This is a genomic window from Ignisphaera cupida, from assembly GCF_030186535.1.
Lineage (GTDB): Archaea > Thermoproteota > Thermoprotei_A > Sulfolobales > Ignisphaeraceae > Ignisphaera > Ignisphaera cupida.
Genome location: NZ_JASNVW010000005.1, coordinates 75,145 through 95,538, shown reverse-complemented (window position 1 = coordinate 95,538; position 20,394 = coordinate 75,145). Strand labels below are relative to the sequence as shown.

Below are 20,394 nucleotides of genomic sequence, written 5' to 3'. Positions count from 1 at the left end.
GCAATAGGATTCCACATAGGCATCTTCATCTGATTTCACCATAAGCTTTCAATAGAAGAATTGAATTATTTGCAACAATGGTGTTGAAATAACATTCTTTGATTTAGTTCCTCTCGTATTTACCATTAGATTTGTTTTACTTCTATTTTTTATCGATACAATAGACCTCACCAAAACAATTAAAGACACCTAGTTAATGTGTTATGAGCAGACTTAAAAATTTTAATGAAAATAAGCAGCTCTATTAATTTTTAAAAAATTTAAGCAGATTTATTGTTTTTCAGACTCTTTATAAAAAGCTATTTTGGCATTTCTAAATCCAAATGGTTTCAAAACATAGTCATCTCTCCATGTATTATCAACAATGTAGAATGTTAAAGGTGATGTGAATTGTGAATCCTCTCTGTGAAGAGGCCCAAGAACATTTCTAAGAGTTCCAACAAGTAAAATTCTCAACTCATTCTCACCTTTCCTAACATACTTCGTTATATCGATTTGTAGTGATGATGAAATTGCTTTTGAAACTTCGAAGCCATTTACATAGATTATCGCCAAAGCAGCATTTATTTTCTCAATCTCTAAATAGGCTTTGTCGAAATCATTGCGATCAATTCTAAACATCTTGATAAACTCCATTTCACCAGCATAGAATGGATAGCCATGTTTAACAACGTTAATTTCCTCATTAAAAACAAGCTTATTCTTCTCATCAACTATTTCAGAACAGCCCTTACTACACTCTACAACACCGAAATCCCCTAGAATGTATAGTGGCTCTATCTCTATCTCAAATCCTGCAACCCCCTCCAACTCGATATAGTTTAGACCTTGCACAATATACTTGGATATTTCATACTTTCTGAAGTTCCAATCAATCCACTTCCCATCATCAACATTAACATCAATTTGATTACCATTGACTACAACTCTTCTGAATTGCTTTGGATTTTCGATAACTAGATGCAAAGGTGGTTTTGGCTTTGACTTTACATAAAACTCGAATCTGACTTTATAACTAGCTCCCAGCCCATATGAATAAAGCTGGTCAACAATTTTTGGAAGAGGCTGAAACTCACTCCACTCTGAATTATCTATAGAGAGTTTTGCATAGTCCAGAACTAAAACATTTTTGTCCCTTCTTCTTACAATCCACTCACCAGAAAGCTTAATTTCATCAACTTTGTGAAGTGAAGCAATAGATTTTTCAGTTTTTGCATAGCCACTTTGGCTTGGTTTAAAGGCAAAAAGCTTTGAATCAACAGGTTTTAGAGTAAATTCAATGTATGTTCTTTCATTTCTATAGTCATGTGGATAAGCTTTGATATCACCTGTAAATGGATCCCACTCCTCAACACTGTAACAACCCTTAACACCAATGGCTACAGAGTAACTTGAGTTTCTATCAACGTTTACTACAAACAGCATTATCTTGTCTTCAACTCTTCTAGCATGCACAATAACATTTCCCTGGCTATCATTGCTTTCAACAACAATTTCAAATTCATTCAAATAACTCTTCAAAACATTGGATAGCTCAGCTAAATTCTTCACAACAACTGCTTTGCTGTAAATACTTTGGATTTCACTATTTTCAACACCATCAACATGAGTAGGCTTCGGCTCTAAAACTATGAGTGTTCCTCTAGATTCCACAAATCTCTTTAGAAGTGCTAGAGTGGAACTTGAAATGTTTATTGATGGAGGCACCAAAACAACTTTGTATCTTGCCCTACCAACCTTCAACATGTTTTGCTCAACATCTCCATACTTTGCCAACAACATTTCATCGCCTAACTCAAAATCTATATGCATTTTAAGCATATTCTTCAGCAAGTTCATGAACATTTCATTCAATTTTCTTGCTTCAGAATCATTAACAGGTGTATAAACACTCCATACACTAGTCATTGGATGTATTATGAGAACATCAACTACTCTAATCCCCTGTGAGAGAACATAGCTTAACCTCGTGTAGTAGTCTTCAATCAATCTATTGTATTTCCACCACGGCTGACTCCAGTGAAAGTTTAGCCCATAATCAGCTTTTCTTCTTCCTCTCATAGAGTATGGAACTAGGTGATGATTTAATAGGTTTACTCCAAGAGCATAGAGGAAATCGCCTATCCACTTCCTATCCTCAAAAGATGGGTAGTTCCCAAGAGTTCCATAGGCTTCGCAAAGAACTCTCTCCTTCCCAAGTTGGTTAGCAACACTAGCAACTTGCTTAACTGTTAAAAGAGAGTTCCAGATTTGATAAGCCAAATGATCAATGCCAGGTATGTGCATATATTCATAGTGAGGCATAACAGCTCCAACAACAAGCTGAGACACTAAATCATCTTCTGCTAGAAAATGCCCTGTAAACCTCAGCCCATTTCTATCACAATACTCATATACTTGCTTTGTGAATGAGTTGACAAACATCAATGTTACTGTTTTCCAGAAATCGTACCTGGTTTTTCTATAGCTTCCAATATTGAAAAACAGCTCTGGAAGCTTGTCAACAACGCTATAGCCATTTAGCTTCTCAAAAACTTCTGGAAGCTTATCTGTCCATGGCAAGCTATACAAAAGCATTCTAGGGCCTCTAACCCATGAAAATGGCTGTGGCTTTGCCCTAGGTCTAGAAGATGTTATATTAGGTTCATCAGTAAAGGCACCAGGGATTACAGAACCTATGTAATTTCCGAATTTCTCAATATATGGCCTGTAGGCAATTTCCACAAACTTTTTAACAACATCCTCATCAAGTAGATCAACATATGAAAAACCAGAAAACCACTTATCACCAATAGCAGCAACATATCTCACAAATGTTAGGTAAACATATCTTGGGTCTTGCTCAGATTGATATATTCTTTCACATTTTATTGGAAGACCATTCTCATCTGGTATACAGCGAAACATAGCGATTGTGTCATTGCCATAGTAACACTTGTTATCAACAATCATAACAAGAGACTTTGCCCTATACCTAGAATCCAAAGCAGGTACATACCCACTAGCAAATCCAGATGGCCACCTATCCTCATCATATATCCAAACAGTTAACCCTCTTTTCTCAGCCTCTTTAACAACAGCTTCAAACACTTTAAACCAGTCATCGCCAAGAAATGGCGTAGCTAAACCCTCTCTAGCATGGAAAAATACTCCACCAAAACCAGCATCATCCAGTAAACCAATTTGCTTAACAGCTTCGTCAACATTTAGAAAATCGTTTATAGACCAAAACGGTATTCCTCTAAAGATTTTCGGAGGATTTCTAAACAAATCTTCTTTAGCCAATGCTACAACCACCAATATAGCAAAGCAGGTGTGCTGTAAATAAGGTTTATTTGTTTAACAATGAAAACTTATTAGAATCCTCGTGGGAGATAGTATCTATGTTGCTAACAATATCACTTGCATTAATAGTGCTTCCTCTACTTTTTATTAGCTTATACCACGCATTTCTACTGAGGGGTGTGGGTGTTGCAAGGCATAGTGATATTGTTGAAGGAGACAGGGTTTTTCTTTCCATCATAACACCTATAAAGAATGAGCCTAGAGATGTTGTTGAAAACTATTCAAAGCATTTTATGAGGCTTTTCAATGATTTTGGAAATGTTTTTGAGTGTATTGTTGTTGCTGATTACACTAACAATGAAATGTTTTTTGATGTTCTAAATAGTATTGTTTTATGGGATGGAATATTCATTGTGAGAAGATTCAATGGTTTTGGTGGTAGAAATGGTGCTATAAACGATGGTGCTAGATTTTCACTTGGTGAAAACATATCTGTTATAGATGTTGATGGCTATCCAAATCACGATGTGCTAAAGTCTATGATGAGATGTAGAGATGTTTGTGTTTCTTGGTGGAGGGTATGCGACAAGGGCTTAACTAGAATTTCTAGAACAATAGCCTTTTTAACTGAGTATGGAAGCTGGCTATACTACAAAAACAAGTTCTTGAAAAACCTGTTTATATATCCACTTGGCAGTGGAGTAACTATTAGGAAAGAGATTTTGAGTAGCATAGGGCTTTACAGAGTTGATGTTATTCAGGATGATTTATGGCTTGGAACACAGCTTTTGTACAGGGGTATCAAGCCAAGGCTTATAGAGCCTATGTGTGTTGGAGCTCCAAAAACAATTGAAGCCTATTTGATTCAGCAAAGAAGGTGGGCATATGGAGCAACAGATATTCTCAAGAGATTTGGTTTATATGTCATAAAATCACCTGCAAACACTGTGGTTAAGCTAGAGGCTTTGTTCTATCTACTGCAACCAATTATTGCAATACTGCCTGGAATAGGATTCATTTTAGCAGGTATTTCACCACTATTTGAATCTCCAAGACCATGTTCAGTAACGGATGCGGTACTGATTACAGCATTTTTTGCATCATTGGCTATAGAATCTATAAATATTGCAAAGTTTCACAGAGAATTCACAGACTATGACAAACCCTATGTTAGTGGAAGAGCGTCAGCGCTATCAGCAATAACATCCATATCGATTATACCATATGTTATAGCATCTCTCATAGGAATTAGAATACCATATAGGGTAACACCCAAATCAAGTGAGAAAACCAAAGACCTTACAGTCACAATAATTGCAATGCTTTTTGCAGTGCTATTGGCGATTGCTATTTTTAGAAAAAGCATTGTCTCAGCAACACTATCCTTAATGATATTAACAGCATCAGTATATGCCATGATTAGACTAAGCTAAGTTCTCTTCTTCACATCAAAGTACAAGGCTCTGATAATAAAAACTCAATTGTATGAATTTGCTGTGAGTGAAAAAACTATTTAAATACAGCAACTGTTTTTAGTTTCAGCTTTGGTTAAAGATGTGATATGCATGCAGATTAGAAGTAGCAAGGATTTTGAGAAGATTAGTGTTGAGGATACCTTAAAAATTTTGGAGACAAGCATAAACGGTTTAACATCTGATGAGGCTAACAAGAGACTTGGTCTATATGGTTTTAACTATGTTGAGGAGAGAAGAGAAAGCCCTGTGAAAAGCTTTTTGAAAAGATTTTGGAATCCAATGGCCTGGTTGCTTGAAATAGCTATAGTATTGTCTATTGCAGTTGAACACTATTTGGAGGCTTCAATAATATTTGCTTTAATGTTTATCAATGCTGTGATTGGTTTTCACCATGAGCAGTCAGGTAGAAAGGTTTTGGAGCTTTTAAAGTCTAAGCTTGCTATAAAAGCTAATGTGCTGAGAGATGGTAAATGGACTCAGGTTGATGCTAAGTATCTTGTTCCCGGAGATTTGATAGCTCTTGGGCTTGGCGATGTTGTTCCAGCTGACTGCAAAATTATTGAAGGTGATGTAACGGTTGATCAATCAATGCTTACTGGCGAGTCTCTACCAGTTGAGGTATCTGTTGGTGGTGTTGTATATTCTGGTTCAATTATTAGAAGAGGTAGTGCAAAAGCTATTGTTATTAACACTGGGAGAAATACTTATTTTGGGAAAACTGTTGAGCTTGTTAAAATAGCTCAGCCAAAGTCTCATCAACAAGAGGTTATGTTTGCAATTACTAGATACAGTATGTACATAGGGATAGCTGCAATAGTTATAGCAATTATATTTGCTGTTTCAACTGGTTTGAAAAACACTCCAATAGCTATAGCAACATTTGCTGTAACAATATTGATGGGTGCTGTACCAGTTGCTTTACCAGCTGTTTTAACCATAATGCAAGCTGTTGGGGCTTCGAGACTTGCATCAAGAGATGTGTTAGTAACTAGGCTTAGCGCTATTGAGGATGCTGCATCAGTTGATATTATGTGCTTAGATAAAACAGGTACAATAACTGAGAACAGGCTTTCGATAGCTGATGTAAAGTCGTTAAATGGGTTTACAAAAGATGATGTAATTGAGTTTGCTTTTTATGCATCAAGCCATGAGGGTAAGGATCAAATAGACTCTGTTATAGTTGAATATGCTAAAGGCATTGGATTGCCAAAGAGAAGATATAAAGTGTTGGAGTTCAAGCCCTTTGATCCATCAACAAAAAGAGCAGAAGCTCTTGTTGAGGTAGATGGTGAAAGAATTATTGCAACAAAAGGTGCTCCTCAGATCATAGCAAAACTTGTTAATAATGCAAGTAGTGTTGAGGAGGTTGAGAAAATTGTTGAGGAGTTTGCTAACAGAGGATTTAGATCACTAGCTGTTGCTGTGAAGAAATCTGAGACCAGCTCTTATGAGATTGTTGGTGTTATAGCCTTGTTCGATCCTCCAAGACCAAATGCTAAACAGCTTATTGACATGATGAAAAGCGCTGGTGTTAAGCCTAAGATGGTTACTGGAGATAATGTTGTTGTGGCTAAGGAAATTGCTAAAATGGTTGGTATTGGCGAAAATGCTATTACTGTTGAAAAGCTGAAGTCTGTTGATGAAAATGCTAGGAGAGGTCTTGTTGAGGAAGCTGATGTATTTGCAGAGGTTTATCCAGAAGATAAATACATTATTGTAAAGAGCTTGCAAAGCAATGGGCATTTTGTTGGTGTTATGGGTGATGGTGTAAACGATGCACCAGCTCTTAAACAAGCTGAACTTGGAATTGCTGTTGCCAATGCCACTGATGTTGCCAAAGCATCTGCAGGTGCTGTTCTTTTGAAACCTGGTTTGGAGGGTGTTGTAGATATTCTTCTAACAGGTAGAGAGGTTTATCAAAGAGCTTTAACGTGGATAATAAATAAAGTTACTAAAACAATTCAATTCACACTTCTACTCGTAATAGGCTTTATAATTCTTAGATACGATGTTTTATCACTTCTCGGAATGACTCTACTGGTTTTCGCAAATGACTTTGCAACAATGTCTCTTGCAACAGACAATGCAAAACCAACAACAAATCCAAGCAAGTGGAGATTCAAAGAATTGGCCTCGGCTTCAACAATACTTGGTGTACTGCTTTTGATAGAAGGTTTAATAGCGATATACCTAGGGCAAACAATATACCACTTCAGTATGCAACAAATGCAAACATTCATACTACTTATAATGGTTTTCACAAGCCAATTCAGAGTTCTCATAGTTAGGGAAAGAAGCTGGTTCTGGAAATCTAAACCAGGTAGAGAACTTGCAATATCAATAATCGGGGTTATAGCAACATTTATCGCCTTAGGATCATTAGGAGGAATAATAACACCTATAGGCCTAGACAAAACAGTTGCTGCATTAGCATACTCAGCATTGTTTACAATAGCAATAGATCCTGCCAAGGTCCTCATATTCAAGAAATTTAACATCACATAAGCTTTTCTTCTAATTTCATCTTTTGGTTCAAATTTATGTTACGTCCTTAATCAAACAATTCACACATTGCAATGCATGCATTGCAACAATGATTTCTTTACACTATTGATGTTTTATGATCATTACCATCACATGAGCTTATCTAGCTAAAAAGCTTTTAACTCCAATTCAACACAATTTATAGTGAACACTAAAAGAATACACAAATAGAAACTCTCAAACAATAGAACCAGGATCAGAATCCAAAAAATGGAATTGAAAGATGGAGGTTTATGTTGGTACATCTGGTTGGATGTATGATTGGAATGAGGATGGCACATTTGATTGGTATTTGAGAAATTCTCAACTTAATGCTGTTGAGCTTAATGCTTCTTTCTATAGATTCCCATTCAGAAACCAGGTTGTTGGATGGGCTAGAAAAACTGCTTTGAAACCAATTAGATGGTCTGTTAAGGTTCATAGAAGCATAACACATGTTCATAGACTAAGTGAGAATTGTTATGAGATTTGGAAAAGGTTTTTTGAGTTGTTTAAGTCTCTCGATTCCTACATAGACTTTTACCTATTTCAAATGCCTCCAACATTTAGAAAAAGCGAAGCCAATGTGGCAAAGCTTGAAATGTTTTCCAAAAGTAGTGGCTTGGGCCATAGACTAGCTGTTGAGTTTAGGGATCTTAGTTGGTTTAGCAAAGAAACAATTGAACTAGCGAAAAAATTGGGTATAACTCTTGTCTCCATAGATTCTCCAATAGCTACTTGGATTGCTTCCAGCAATAACATAGTTTATTTGAGGCTTCACGGAAGAATGGAGTGGTATTCTTATGAATATTCTGATGAAGAGTTAAAAGAATTGGCAACAAAAATAATTGATTTAAACCCTAAAAAAGTGTATGTGTTTTTCAATAACAATCACTGGATGCTTGAAAACGCAAGAAAAATGCTTTCTTTCCTACTTGAAAAAATCACTAGTTTTTAGTGCATGTTTCTATAAAACAGTGTGCTTCTCTACATAATCTTTATGTAGCCGTCTCTATCCCTTTCAAAACATACTGGTGCAGGTAATGTTGGTATGCATGTTACTAAGTCTCTCATTCTATTGTTGCTGTATATCACAATGCTTTCAACACTCTCCACACTGCTCTTCTCAGAGTTGGAAGCGCCATTTCTGTTTTTGCTAAACACGTTTCTTATTGATGTTGTTACTGATCTGAGTATACCTGTTCTTATCATGTTTCACTCACCTCAAGCCTGAGTATACTCTTACAGAGCTTATAAAATCTGCGCCTATAACAAATTCACTTGTGTGTAACAGTAACACTCAAGATGCAGAAAATTTTGGGGTAAAAACTTTAGAGTAGAAAAATATTAACTTTGTTTGCTTATCTCATCAAGTGCTTTCATATCATCAGAAGTTAAATTCACTTTTAGAGCTTCTACAGCTTCATCAATGTGGTTTTCCTTTGTCGCTCCGATAATGGGTATTATTGGTGTATTAAACTCTTCAGATTTTTTCAATATCCATGCAATTGCTAGTTGCGTTGGTGTAACACCTTTTGATTGTGCAAATTCAACAAATTTTATCAACTTCTTCAAGTTTTCGTCTGTAAACATTGTTCTCAGCCCCTCAGATATTTCCCCTCTTGACCCTGGTGGAATAACCCATTTTCCTGTTTTCACATCAACATATTTTCCTGTTAAAAGACCTTGGGCTAGGGGTGAGTATACTGCTAAGCCCATGCCAAATCTTTTTGCCACAGGTATTATATCAGATTCTATTGATCTATCAAGCCAGTTGTATCTATATTGAAGAACTGTTATAGGTTCATAGCCATATTCATCAGCAATCATTTGATACTCAACCAAGTCGGGAGCAGGTATATTGCTCATGCCAATGTATCTAACAAGCCCCATTCTAACAAGATCGTTAAAAGTTGACATAACCTCTCTCTTTGGTGTTTCAGGATCAAATCTATGGGCATAGTATATATCTACATAGCTCATCTGCAACCTACTTAAACTTTCCCTAATTTGCCACATTACATGCTTTCTGCTAAGCCCTGTTCCATTTGGCCAAGAAGCCATGTCACCACCAACCTTTGTTGCTATGACAAGACTCTCTCTATCAACATTAAGCTCCTTGAGCAACTTCCCCAAAAGCTTCTCAACATAGCCAACATGTGTAAGTGGAACTGGTGCAACAGCTCCGTGATACCTATTAGCAGTATCTATAAAGTTTATTCCAGCATCAATCACCTTTTTCAACAACCTCTTAGTCCCATCAACATCAACTTCATATATGCCAAAACTATCCTTTGTATTGCTTCTAGGCAAATACCACGTGCCTAGACACAATACAGAAACTTTTAATCCACTATTATGAGAAATTCTCACATACTTCATTTCCATCACATTCTAAAACATAGAGTTGGAGTCTATAAAACTTTTCGGTGTAGACAATACCACAGAACGTGAACATATTTCACTGTAAAACCGTGTTTACTTCTATCCATACAAAATACAAAAATTTATATACTAGGGCTTGATGCAATACTAAATTAAATATAATTAGTTTAGAGTCTAAATAAAATAAAATTGAAGAATATATTGTTAGTGAAGTGAGAGTTAGTTGAGTAGGCTTGGCAGAGGATTTTTTAATGAATATAGAGATAGGATTTTGAATGGCTCTACCACCAAAACTTTACTTTGGCTTGGTCTTCCCATTATCATGGTTCAGCTTGTTAACATCTCCTATAACATTGTTGATGCTTTTTGGCTTTCCCAATACTCACCAATCTTTGTAAGTGTTCCTCGACAAATCTGGCCAACAGTTATGCTTTTCCAGGCTCTTGCCATGGCTTTGGGAGCTGCTAATCAAGCACTAATTTCTCAGTATGTTGGTGCTGAAATGTATGATGAAGCAGCTGAAGCTGTTAAACAGTACATTACTGTTTCAACATCTTTTGGAATATTCTTTGGTTTAGCATATTACCTGCTCAGACCTTTAATGTTTGGTACTGTAACATCTGTTCCCCAGGAGCTTTACGATGCTGTTATGCAGTATTCTGGAATAATAGCATTTGATCTTTCTGCAAGCTACTTTGTTTTATGTTTTTCAACTATTCTTCAAAGCATTGGAGACACAAGAACACCGTCTATAGTTAACGCTGTTTCAGCGTTGTTGAATGTTGTTCTAGATCCGCTAATGATTATGGGGATGTGGATTTTTCCAAGAATGGGGGTTGCTGGAGCAGCCATAGCCACTGTTTTGTCTCGTGCTGTTGGAGGTGCAATACTTGTTTATGCAACTACCAAGAGATTTCCGTTCATAAAGAAAATGTTTACAAGAGACATAGACAGTTTTTGGCTAAAGTCAGTAATTCGCATAGGCACTCCTGTACTTGCTATGAACATTCTCAACTCACTTGCATTCACATTTCAGCTAAGACTAATAAACATGTTTGGTGTTGTAGCAGCATCTGCTTGGGGAATAGGATTTACTGTTATCGATGTTGCAGATGCTGCATTGTTTGGATTAACACAGGCAACAGCTATTGCAGTTGGTCAATGTCTTGGTGCTGAAAAAATTGATAAAGCAAAACACTACGCAAAAATGTCCATTCTAGTAGTTGCTTCAAGTGTTGCAGTAGGGGCTTTAGTTGTTTACAACATTAGAAGAGGCATCATATCACTGTTTCTAACATTAGAAGACCCAGTATCTAGCAATATATATAGGGAAACAGAGAACTTTCTCACCTATGCACTTTCAACACTTCCATTCTTTGGCTTATTCTTTGTTGGAATGTCTGTTGGTAGAGGCTCTGGTCACACACTCTATCCAACAATAATAGGAATTGTAAGACTATGGGCAATAAGAATACTGCTAGGCTACATACTATCACAGTACATGGGCTCTACAGGAATTTGGATAGCATTTGCACTAAGCAACATATTCTCAGGCATAGCCTCTGTTGCATGGGTATCGAAAGGTTCGTGGACAAAACCAGTTATAAGAAAACATGAGTTAATGTAAGTAGTGCAGCATCAAAGTATCGAATATTAAATGAAGTTAGTTCTTCACTGTTTTGCATCAAGCCAGATAAAAGTTGTCATGTTTTTGTAGTACTTGTTGAAGAATTCATACATGTTGTGGCAATGAGGACACGTAGTCCGGCCAAACATTATAATGCGTTGTGTTGAGGATGTTATATTATTCCAGAATGTTTTCGATGTTATTTCACCTATTACAACAGCTTTTATTGTATAGTTGCTAACAACGACTATGTGTGGAACTGAAAATGCATAACCAGCTATACCACTATTCACCTCGGCATTTGCTAGCGTGTAATACAAGTCTTTATATGTATCAATGGAAGCATTGGTTTTAATAGCATTGCTTACTTTACTATTCAGCTCTGCCACATATTTTGGGGAAATGTAGCCAATTTTCTCAGATCCCAAATAAACTGGTATGCCTTCGCTTTGTTGTGTTTTTTGCAATGCTTGAAAAGCTATAATTGACGTAATTACAACAGCTATTACCACAGCTGCAATAGCTATATACAACAACGTTCTTTTTCTATGCTTAGATTTTCTTGTTCTTTTTCTCTTCATTTGTTGTGAAACACCTGGTGTAATAATATATTTGGTGAGTCAATTAAAACTGTTATAGTGTTTAAAGATATATTCTTGTGTGCTTAAATCATTTTCTTAATCAGTATAAATCAATGTGTTGTGGTGATTTTGATGGTGATGCGTATAGACATTGAGAATCTGAGGAGTGTAAAAAATGTTGTTGCTGTTATGAGTGGTAAGGGTGGTGTTGGAAAATCATTTGTTTCAGCAGCCTTGGCCATAGCTTTGAAGGAGCTTGGCTATGGCGTTGCTATTCTCGATGCCGATGTTCATGGCCCTAGTATTCCATGGATTTTGGGTGCTGAATCTGGTTTTATGGGTGCTACTGTAGAGGGTTATATAACACCTTTGGAGGTTAACGGCATTGCAATAGCCTCTTTCGAGCTTTTGCTAGATAGAAGGGAAAGCCCAATTGTATGGAGAGGACCTCTTAAAACAAGAGCTATAATCGAGCTGGTTTCAAAAACTAAATGGGGTTTTAGAGACTTTATAATTGTTGATATGCCTCCTGGAACAGGTGATGAGCATTTAACAATTGCTCAATCGCTTAAACCGTTTGTGAAAGGAGCTATTCTAGTTTTAACACCAGGTGATTTAGTTGCTCACGTAGTTAAAAAAGCTGAGGAGTTTGTGCGGATATCTGGAATAAGGCTTCTAGGAGCAGTTGTGAACATGGCTTATTTCAAGTGCCCAGTTTGTGGAACTATCCACAAAATCTTTGGTGAATACAGAGTAGAGGGGGTTAATATACTTGCTGAAATACCTATAAAACCAGAGCTTTCACAAGCATTAAACGAGGGGAGACTCATAGACTATTTGAAAAATGATGACAAAGAGCTTCTTAAGATATTTACAGAAGCTGCAAAAACAATTGCATCAATGCTTCAATCAGCATAGACTATCTAACTATCTATGCTCATTTTAAAACTTGGTTTCTTCCCATGTAAAAAGCAAAGTATTTTAATTTCAGCAAAAAACCTTTGTCAATACCAATTCTGGTAATAGCTTTTTAATCGAATATAATTTTAATAAGAGTTTTTAAATTGTATACAATAACTACATATTTTGGTGACTAAATGTCTTCACAACAACCAAAAATAGTGTTTCTATTTTTAGACACCGATAAGCATGTAAGTCCATTTGAACCATTGATGGTTGCTGATCTCTTTCCAGATGCACATATTTTGCTGTATAGCAATGTGGAGCCTGCTGATGCTCAGAGAATAGTTCAAGACGCTATGTTTCCAAGAGGTCCAAAGGGTGTTAGATACACAAAGATGTTTGTTGGTGGATATGATGTTGAGAAAGTTGAGAAAATTGTTGAGGTAATTAAAAAAACTATGTTTCCACCATTCGAATTTGCTGTTGTTGTCGATCCCCGTGGTTCTAACACAACTGCTGCTGCAGCTGTTGCTAAGATGTATCAGATTTGTGTAAAGCATGGCTTTGGAGATTTCAAAAACAAAAACGTTGCTATTCTTGCTGGTACTGGCCCTGTTGGAGTAGCAGCTGCTGTGATGTTTGGTATGGAAGGTGCAAAAGTTTTTGTAACTTCTCGCAGCATGGAGAAAGCTGTTGCTGTTGCGAATAGAGTTAATAAGGAGCTTGGGGCTGAGGTAGTCACTGGTGTTAAGGCGCATACACAAGACGAGATGTGTAAAGCTATAGAAAATGCTGATTTAGTTCTAGCAACTGGGGCTGCGGGTGTAAGGCTGCTGAATTTAGAGACTCTTAGAAACTGTGGTAAAAGGGTTAAAGTTGTTGCTGATGTTAATGCTGTTCCACCAACTGGTGTAGAGGGTTTGGATCCAAATGATGATGACAAAGAGATTTTGCCTGGGGTTTACGGTGTTGGTGCTTTGAGAATAGGTACACTAAAGAATAAGGTTCTTGCAGAGTTGTTTAAGCGTGCTGTAGAGTCTGCCAAGGGAATCTTTGAATATAAAGAGGCTTGGAGTGTTGCAAAACAGTTGATAGCGAAGTAAACTACTGCATCGCACGTGGTGTATTCTTTTGCTTCAGCTAGGCTCTGTAGTAGTTGAGGATACATTTGCTGAAGCATTTCCCATGTACGCAACAAGAATTATTGTAACCGCAAAGAGCTTTAAATGGGCTTTAACAGCTGCTAGAGTTGCAACTGGTTTTGGAACATCGGTTATTGCATCTCCTGGTGAATGTGGCATAGAAACACTTCTATCTCCGAGAATAACCCCTGATTCAAGACCTGGTGTAGCTATTCAAATATATCACACGGATCCTGCGAACCTCAAACTAGTTACAATTGCTAGAGTTGGTCAATGCATATTAACAGCCCCAACAACAGCAGCATTCAACGGTTTGCCAAAGGCGAAAAGAAAAATGGGTGTTGGAAAGGCATTGGCGAAGTTTGGTGATGGTTTTGAGAAAGAGGATGTGCTTGGCAATAGAAAGATTTGGAGAATTCCAGTTATGGAGGGCGAGTTCATAGTTGAAGATAGCTTTGGGGTTGTAAAAGCTGTTGCAGGTGGAAACATACTCATTCTTGCAAGAAATAGCGAGGCTGGGCTTCAAGCAGCTGAAAAAGCTGTTAAAGCTATTAGGAAATATGTGAGAGGTGTTGTAACACCTTTCCCAGGTGGAATAGTTAGATCAGGTTCTAAAGTAGGTTCTTTGAAATATCCAAAGCTTAGAGCAACAACAAACCACCTGTATTGCCCTGTTCTCAAAGGTGTTGTGAAAGATTCTAGAATTCCACCAGAGGTCAATAGTGTGTATGAAATTGTTATAAATGGATTGAGGAAAGAATATGTACTTAAGGCAATGGGTGTAGCAATAAAAGCTGCTTCAACTGTTCCAGGTGTTGTTAAAATAGATGCTGGTAACTATGGTGGTAAACTAGGTCCCTACCATCTTCACTTGAAAGAGGCTTTGGAAATAGTTAAAGATATTGATGTGAGGGTTTAGATTCTCTATGCAGAAAACATTTGTTTTAGTAACTGGCAGATCTATTGCTCAAGGAATGTGGATGGAGAGCGAGGGTAAGTGGTCAAGCAAATACGGAGATGCAGTTGCCTATGCAGAGATGAATCCAGAGGATATAAAAACGCTTGGTGTAAAGGACTTAGTTAAGATAGTAACAGATCATGGATCAGTTGTGCTACCTGTGAAGGCTAGTGAGAAAGTTGGTAAAGGATCAATATTCATACCAATGGGCCCCTGGGCAAACTTTGTAGTTGATTCTGATACTGATGGAACTGGAATACCATATTTCAAAAGCACTAAAGCAAGAGTGGAGCCTGCTCAAGAACCAAAAACAACTTTGCAAGAAATTTTAAAGAGTCTTGGAGCCAAGGTTCCAGAGGTTCCCATGATAGATCTTGAGGTGAAATCTGGCGAAAAAAGAGTTGTGAAAAATGTTACATGCCCGTTTTGCGGGGATTTGTGTGATTATCTAACAATAGAAGTTGATGGAACGAGAATTGTTAGAAATGTTGGTGGATGCTCCATATCCATAGCAAAGTTTCTTAATTATCATAAACACAGAATTTTAAAGCCTTATGTAAGAGATGGGAATAGGTTTGTTGAATCTGATTTGGAGAACGCTATTGAGAAAGCAGCTAAAATTCTTGTGAACTCCAAATATCCTTTGATATATGGACTTTCAAATACATGCGTAGAAGCAATTGATGTAGCTGTTGAAATTGCTGAGATTCTCCATGGAGCTATAGACAACACATCTGTTGTTTGCCATGGGCCAACAATTCTAGCTGCTCAAGAGGTTGGAACAGTTACACCAACATTTGCACCAGTGCTTCACCTAGCAGATGTTATAGTTTTTTGGGGTAGCAATCCTAGAGAGGCTCATCAAAACCACATTGCAAGACTTATTACGTCAAAGGGTAGATTTGTTGAGGGCAGGAAGCAAAGAAAGATTATCGTAATTGATGTTAGAAAAACTATGAGTGCAGAACTTGCAGATATTTTCATACAGGTTGAGCCTGGGAAAGACCTGGAGCTTTTAACAGCTTTGAGAATGGCTATAAGGGATTTGGAGATTGAAGCTCCTACTGTAGCTGGTGTTCCAAGGGAGAAGATACTGGAGCTTGCAGAGATTTTGAGAACAGCTAGATATGGTGTTATATTCTTTGGCATGGGGCTTACACAAAACGATGCCAGATATAAAAACATTGAAATGGCCATAAAGCTTGTTCAAGAACTCAATGAATGGACAAAGTGGGTTCTCTTGCCAATGAGAGGACACTACAATGTTACAGGAGCAAACCATGTTCTGCTGTGGAATACTGGTTATCCATATTCAGTTGATTTTGCAAGAGGCTTTCCAAGAATGTTTGTGGGAGTAACATCAGCAACAGATCTTCTAGCAAATGGAGATGTTGATGCTGCTTTAATAATAGCCTCAGATCCTGCTGCCCACTTCCCAAGAAAAGCTGTTGAGCACTTATCAAAAATACCTGTAATAGTAGTTGACGCCAAGTGGTCTTTAACAACATCATTCGCAGATATAGTTATACCTGTAGGATTAACAGGAATAGAGTGTGAGGGAACTGCCTACAGAATGGATGGGGTTCCAATATACATGAGAAAGGTTTTGGATCCTCCACAGGGTGTGTTATGCGATAAAAATGTTCTTGAAATGCTTCTTGAAAAAATTAAGGAGTTTAAGGGGTTGGCAAAGTGATGGAGATTCTCATAAGAAATGGTATTGTGTTTGATCCTCTAAATAATATTAAAGGAGAGGTTATGGATATAGCCATTAAAAATGGTAAAATTGTTGATCCAAAAGAAATTGATGAAAGCAAAGCAGTTGTTGTAGATGCTAAGAATAAGGTTGTTATGGCTGGTGGAATAGATATTCACTCTCACATAGCAGGGCCTAAGGTTAATGTTGGTAGAATGATAAGACCAGAGGACCACTACCTAACTAATAAGCCACACAAGCTTCCATACACAAGAGCTGAAACAGGGCTTACAGTTCCAAATGCCTATAGAATTGGATATGGATATGCAAGACTTGGATACACATTTGTTGTTGAACCAGCTACACCACCTATAAAAACAAGGCATACACACCATGAACTAAACAGTATTCCAATAATTGATAAAGCAGCATATGTTTTGGTGGATTCTAACTGGATTGTTCTAGACCTTATAAAGGAAGGTAAAAAAGATTTGCTTGTAGCCTACTTGGCATGGCTGCTATATGCCACAAAAACGTATTCTCTAAAGCTTGTTGACCCTGGTTCTGATGTTGCATGGGTTCTCAGGGGAAGGGGTATCGATATTGATGAGGAAATACCATTCTATGGCATTACACCAAAAGAAATAATAACAGCTGTTGCTGAAGCAGCTCAAGTAATAAACATTCCTCACAAAGTACACATTCACTGTAACAGGCTTGGTTATCCAGGAAACTATGTAACAACGTTGAAGACCATGACTCTTTCAGAGTCTGTGAAAAGGTTAGCTCCTGGGCCAGCAATGCACATAACGCATGTTCAGTTTACTGGCTACAAGGGGGATTCGTGGGCAACGCTGGAGAGTGGTGGTGAGGAAATAGCTAAGGAGCTTAACAGAAATCCGAATGCGACTCTAGACCTTGGGCAGGTTATTCTCGGCAGACCTGCTACAACAATGACTGCGGATGCCCCATTTGAGTTTGTGTTGTATCATTTAACTAGGTGGAAGTGGGCTAGCTCAGATACAGAAATTGATTCAGCATCTGGCATAGTTCCATATAGATATAGGAAGAAGAGCTATGTCAATACAATTCAGTGGGTTATTGGCTTGGAGATAGCTCTTCTAGCAAATGATTTGTGGAGAGTTTTTATAACAACTGATCATCCAAATGCTGGAACATTCTTTGACTATCCAAAGATTTTCGCATGGCTTGTAAGCAAAAAAGCTAGGGAGGACACTATGAAGGAGGTTAACCAAAGAGCTTTGAGAAAATCTGTTTTGCCATCAATAGATAGAGAGTATAGCCTATACGACATAGCCATAGTTACTAGAGCATCGCCTGCAAAGCTTCTTGGTGTAGAGAGTTTCAAAGGGCATTTGGGTATTGGTGCTGATGCCGATGTTGCTATATACGATATTAATCCAAATGAGGTTGACATATCCAAAAACTATGATGTTTTCATCAAAGCATTTAGCAGAGCGTGGATGGTTATAAAGAGTGGTGAAATTGTTGTTAAAGAGGGTGAGGTGGTTAAAACAGTTTATGGAAAAACATTCTATGTCAAGCCAGAGATTCCAGAAGATGTTGAAAAGAATTTGATGAGTTATCTGGAACCTGCATTCAAACAGTACTACACAGTTGCATTAGACAACTTCGTTATTGGGAAACACGAGATTAGAAATCCATTTGAAGTATCTATTAAAACACATCTCAGGTGAGTAGAGTGAGCTATGTTCTAAAGCTTGTTTCAACACCAAAAGTTTTGATTGACGCTAGAAGCATTTCCCCAAACAAGTTTGCTGGTAAAAGCCTAGATGAGATTAGAAAACTAAGGATTTTAGAGGGTGGAGCTGAAGCAACTCTAGATACTCTATTCAGTGTTGATGGACCTTCAAAAGCATCTCAAGACCCAAACTCAATTGAGATAATCATTGAGAATAGCTCAAACAAGCTTTGCTTTATAGGATACAAGATGAGTGGTGGCAAAATAGTTGTTAAAGGTGATGTTGGACACTTTACAGGATATAAAATGAGCAATGGATCCATAATTGTGCATGGCTCTGCTAGAAACTATCTTGGTTGTAAAATGCGTGGAGGATCTATTGAGGTTTTTGGTGATGTTGGGCATAGAGCTGGTGGCAAACTCCACGGGGAGAAGTCTGGAAAGGGTATGAGGGGAGGAACAATAGTTATTCACGGCAATGCTGGTTCATATCTTGGTTGGGGGGCTGGAGGTGGTGCAATAATTGTTGATGGAAATGCGAAAAACTTTGCTGGTGCAGACATTACCAGTGGAACAATTGTTGTTAAAGGCAGTGCTGGTATATACCCAGGTTTTGGCATGTCTGGTGGTAGAGTTGTTGTTGGTGGTAGGGTGGAGGCAATGTCACCAAGTTTCTACATAGATTCTATAGTTCCTTCTCTAAAAGTTAGGGGAATATCGTTTAACAAACCCTTTGCTACGTTTATAGGTGATGTGCTTTCTAGTGGAAGAGGAGTTTTGCAAATATCTTACGAAGACAATAAAAATATTATAGATGTGTATAAACAGTTTTTGGAGGAGTCTATATGACAAGTTCACACACTTTTCCAAAGCCAATGAATAAAATAGCTGCAAACATAGTTTCAGATGCTATCTCAAGAGAGAAGGAGCTTGGAATAATCACTACAAAAATTGGTGGAGCTACAGTAGTTGATGCAGGTGTGAAGACTCGTGGAAGTTTGGAGGCAGGTCTAATTGTTTCCCGAATATGTCTTGGCGGATTAGCATCAGTAACATTAACTGGTGTGCAGCTAGACCACGTGTTTTTGCCAGCTGTTCAGGTTTCCACAGATTATCCAGTTGAATCCTGCATGGCATCTCAGCTTGCTGGCTGGAGAATTCAAGTGAAAGACTTTTTTGCAAATGGTAGTGGACCTGCAAGAGCATTGGCTAGAAAACCAAAGAAACTATTCGATTACCTTGGCTACTCAGAGCAATCAGATGAGGCTGTGCTTGTTCTAGAAACAGATCGATACCCATCTGAAGATGTTGTTGCATATATATCTAGCGAAACCAAGGTTTTGCCACAAAACCTTTACCTAGTTCTTGTATCACCAGCTAGCATAGCTGGAAGTGTGCAAGTTAGTGCTAGAATAGTTGAAACAGGTATATTCAAACTGCATAGCATAGGCTATGACATAAAAACAATTCGATATGGCTTTGGAGTATGCCCAGTAGCACCACTACATCCAGATCCACTTGTAATGGCTGGTAGAACCAATGATATGCTTCTCTACGGAGGCTCAACATTTTACATGGTCGAGTTTGATGATGATGAGAAGCTAAGAGGATTTGTGGAGAAAGCCCCAAGCTTAGCATCGAAAGACTATGGAAAATCGTTTACAGAACTTGTGAAGATCTATGGATGGGACTTTCTATATAAAGTAGATCCACAAATATTTGCACCAGCAGTAATAGCTGTAAACAATGTGAAAACAGGCTCCATATTCAAGGCAGGAGTTATAAACATGGAAATTCTTAGAAAAGCGCTATATTAAATCTATCCTATTTTTTCCTTAATGCATTCTTTCAACCTCCTTTGGGATTTCCATTGCCGGATTTTGAAGAGTCCACTATAAATTGTATATAAAAGCTTTTAATGAGCTTTAAGCTTCTAACCTTTGACTGCTGATAAAAACTCATGAGCTGAAGCAAAAACCTAGTACCCTCTTCCTTAGCATCTACAATCTCCTCTTCTTTTGCCAGCATCTCTTTCCTCGTTCTCTTACATACTATGTGATCTGCTCAACTCTTTCAAAATAATTTCCATGAGTCTC

Annotated in this window: 16 protein-coding genes; 11 read left to right on the top strand and 5 right to left on the bottom strand. The window is 37.7% G+C overall.

Features of this window, described 5'->3' with window-relative positions:
- Positions 1-270: 270 nt before the first annotated feature.
- Positions 271-3,285 (bottom strand): glycosyl hydrolase, encoded by a 3,015-nt coding sequence (locus QPL79_RS07790; RefSeq protein WP_285274247.1) that lies wholly within the window; start codon positions 3,283-3,285, stop codon positions 271-273.
- 98 nt (positions 3,286-3,383) lie between these two features.
- On the opposite strand from QPL79_RS07790, the gene QPL79_RS07785 reads away from it, so the two are divergent.
- From QPL79_RS07785 to QPL79_RS07775, 3 genes are all read left to right on the top strand, one after another.
- Positions 3,384-4,718 (top strand): glycosyltransferase family 2 protein, encoded by a 1,335-nt coding sequence (locus tag QPL79_RS07785; RefSeq protein WP_285274246.1) that lies wholly within the window; start codon positions 3,384-3,386, stop codon positions 4,716-4,718.
- A 132-nt stretch (positions 4,719-4,850) separates the two neighbouring features.
- Positions 4,851-7,265, top strand: a complete 2,415-nt coding sequence (locus QPL79_RS07780; RefSeq protein WP_285274245.1) for a plasma-membrane proton-efflux P-type ATPase — start codon at positions 4,851-4,853, stop codon at positions 7,263-7,265.
- A 262-nt stretch (positions 7,266-7,527) separates the two neighbouring features.
- On the top strand, positions 7,528-8,241 hold the full coding sequence (locus QPL79_RS07775; RefSeq protein ID WP_285274244.1) for a DUF72 domain-containing protein: 714 nt from the start codon (positions 7,528-7,530) through the stop codon (positions 8,239-8,241).
- 29 nt (positions 8,242-8,270) lie between these two features.
- Here QPL79_RS07775 and QPL79_RS07770 read toward each other — a convergent pair whose 3' ends face one another.
- Together QPL79_RS07770 and QPL79_RS07765 are read right to left on the bottom strand one after the other, a co-directional pair.
- Positions 8,271-8,495: a hypothetical protein gene (locus QPL79_RS07770; protein WP_285274243.1), complete on the bottom strand. Its 225-nt coding sequence runs from the start codon at positions 8,493-8,495 to the stop codon at positions 8,271-8,273.
- Positions 8,496-8,630: 135 nt separating this feature from the next.
- The gene (locus tag QPL79_RS07765; protein WP_285274242.1) at positions 8,631-9,665 is read right to left on the bottom strand and encodes an aldo/keto reductase; all 1,035 of its coding nucleotides are present in this window, start codon (positions 9,663-9,665) and stop codon (positions 8,631-8,633) included.
- Positions 9,666-9,891: 226 nt separating this feature from the next.
- On the opposite strand from QPL79_RS07765, the gene QPL79_RS07760 reads away from it, so the two are divergent.
- Positions 9,892-11,295 carry an MATE family efflux transporter gene (locus QPL79_RS07760; RefSeq protein ID WP_285274241.1) on the top strand — a complete coding sequence of 468 codons (1,404 nt, stop codon included), beginning with the start codon at positions 9,892-9,894 and terminating at the stop codon, positions 11,293-11,295.
- Positions 11,296-11,339: 44 nt separating this feature from the next.
- Here QPL79_RS07760 and QPL79_RS07755 read toward each other — a convergent pair whose 3' ends face one another.
- Positions 11,340-11,876, bottom strand: a complete 537-nt coding sequence (locus QPL79_RS07755; RefSeq protein ID WP_285274240.1) for a thioredoxin domain-containing protein — start codon at positions 11,874-11,876, stop codon at positions 11,340-11,342.
- A gap of 132 nt (positions 11,877-12,008) precedes the next feature.
- Between QPL79_RS07755 and QPL79_RS07750 the strand changes: the two genes are divergently transcribed.
- The 7 genes from QPL79_RS07750 to mch all read left to right on the top strand — a co-directional run bounded on the left by QPL79_RS07750 (position 12,009) and on the right by mch (position 20,115).
- Positions 12,009-12,794, top strand: coding sequence for a P-loop NTPase (locus tag QPL79_RS07750; RefSeq protein ID WP_285274239.1), 786 nt, complete (start codon positions 12,009-12,011; stop codon positions 12,792-12,794).
- 179 nt (positions 12,795-12,973) lie between these two features.
- Positions 12,974-13,882, top strand: a complete 909-nt coding sequence (locus QPL79_RS07745) for a methylene-tetrahydromethanopterin dehydrogenase N-terminal domain-containing protein (protein WP_285274238.1) — start codon at positions 12,974-12,976, stop codon at positions 13,880-13,882.
- A gap of 28 nt (positions 13,883-13,910) precedes the next feature.
- A complete protein-coding gene (fhcD, locus tag QPL79_RS07740) occupies positions 13,911-14,840 on the top strand; it encodes a formylmethanofuran--tetrahydromethanopterin N-formyltransferase (RefSeq protein ID WP_285274237.1) in 930 nt (309 codons plus the stop codon).
- Positions 14,841-14,847: 7 nt separating this feature from the next.
- Positions 14,848-16,575, top strand: a complete 1,728-nt coding sequence (locus QPL79_RS07735; RefSeq protein ID WP_285274236.1) for a formylmethanofuran dehydrogenase subunit B — start codon at positions 14,848-14,850, stop codon at positions 16,573-16,575.
- Complete coding sequence (locus tag QPL79_RS07730; RefSeq protein WP_285274235.1) at positions 16,575-18,293, top strand: formylmethanofuran dehydrogenase subunit A; 1,719 nt, start codon at positions 16,575-16,577, stop codon at positions 18,291-18,293. The genes QPL79_RS07735 and QPL79_RS07730 overlap by 1 nt, the downstream gene beginning before the upstream one ends.
- A gap of 5 nt (positions 18,294-18,298) precedes the next feature.
- A complete protein-coding gene (locus tag QPL79_RS07725; protein WP_285274234.1) occupies positions 18,299-19,147 on the top strand; it encodes a formylmethanofuran dehydrogenase subunit C in 849 nt (282 codons plus the stop codon).
- On the top strand, positions 19,144-20,115 hold the full coding sequence (gene mch / locus QPL79_RS07720) for a methenyltetrahydromethanopterin cyclohydrolase (protein WP_285274233.1): 972 nt from the start codon (positions 19,144-19,146) through the stop codon (positions 20,113-20,115). Before QPL79_RS07725 ends, mch begins: the two co-directional genes overlap by 4 nt.
- Positions 20,116-20,146: 31 nt before the next feature.
- Here mch and QPL79_RS07715 read toward each other — a convergent pair whose 3' ends face one another.
- Positions 20,147-20,326, bottom strand: a complete 180-nt coding sequence (locus QPL79_RS07715) for a hypothetical protein (protein WP_285274232.1) — start codon at positions 20,324-20,326, stop codon at positions 20,147-20,149.
- Positions 20,327-20,394 lie beyond the last annotated feature (68 nt).